Raw genomic sequence first — 1,182 nt, forward strand, 5'->3', positions numbered from 1 at the left:
CGATTGGTTTTGTTTAAATCAACACCGTGCTTGATTAATAACTCTATTTCATCCCAATCACCCATACCAATGGCGCCAAAAATAGCGGGCTGACCATCTCTATCAACCGCATTGGCATCGCCGCCATGTTCAAGTAATAAAGTTAAGAGCTCAATGGTGTCGTTGCCTGTCATCATAGGAACAGGGTGGGCACCATCGGTTGCCGTGAAGTTAGGATTGGCGCCTAAATCCAAGGCAAGGGCAACCGCATCGGCATCTTTTTCAAGCAATAGCCAAAACAGTGGCGTGATACCTTCGTTGCCATGTACATTCAAATTAAGACCGTTACTTAATTGTTGCTTCGCTGATAAGGTATTTCCTTGCTGAATAGTATGTAATAAGGTAACCATGTCAGGTTGAAAAAATAGCTCTGCTTTCATATTGTTTCCTGCGTTACAGGCACTTAATAGCCCTAAAGTGAATGTTGATAGAATGCCGATAAATAATCGTGTTTTTGAAAAAATAGTACTGATTTTACTCATAATAATCTCGAATATAGTTTTCTAATAGTGAGGTGTCTTCATCTATTTGGGCTTGAATGCCCTCAATAACTTGATCCATACCATGGCGTGTTACTGGGTTACCACCATCAATACTCGGTAACTCTTTCAGGGTACCAATGGCTTGTGGTATATCGTCAAGGTAAAATTCTTGTGCTATTAATGCCCCACTTGCGCCCAGTGTACCACCAGCCCAAAAGCCTATCCCCCCAAGTAAAAGCGACACTATAGTATCTCCATGGGTTTGTGCACCTGTTAATACTTCACCGTCAACGTGTTGTGAGGTTATTAATTGTCCTGCTTCGCTATTCGTTAATGCTCCACCAAAGCGCTTAGCGGTTTCTGGGTGTAAGCCCGCTGCATTATAAGTATTTCCCTTAAGACCCGTCACCGCGACGGCGGCTGAGGCCAAGCCACCACCTAAAGAGTGACCGACAATCGTTATTTCATTTCCATAAGTATCTTTTACATCAATTGCCAATTTCATTGCTTGTGTATATTGTGCAGTTTCTTTACCAACACCTTGTTTACCATTGGTAGCCCAATCTTTCATACCCGTAACACCATTATTGGTGCCACGATATACTAGCATGGTCTCACCATTAACCGTTGACTTCATCAATGCTGCCCCAAAGCCTGATTC

General features: G+C 42.8%; 2 protein-coding genes. Both read right to left on the bottom strand.

Translation table 11 applies throughout. The features are described 5' to 3' along the window. Positions 1 to 521 (bottom strand): ankyrin repeat domain-containing protein (locus tag ABD005_RS18040; RefSeq protein ID WP_425544919.1); only part of this gene is annotated, 521 nt, incomplete at its 3' end. Beyond that, positions 514 to 1,182, bottom strand: a 669-nt coding sequence (locus ABD005_RS18045; RefSeq protein WP_343819149.1) for a Tle-like phospholipase domain-containing protein, incomplete at its 5' end; no start/stop codon positions are given. The genes ABD005_RS18045 and ABD005_RS18040, both read right to left, overlap by 8 nt.

The organism is Colwellia asteriadis, from assembly GCF_039523295.1.
Classification (GTDB): domain Bacteria; phylum Pseudomonadota; class Gammaproteobacteria; order Enterobacterales; family Alteromonadaceae; genus Colwellia; species Colwellia asteriadis.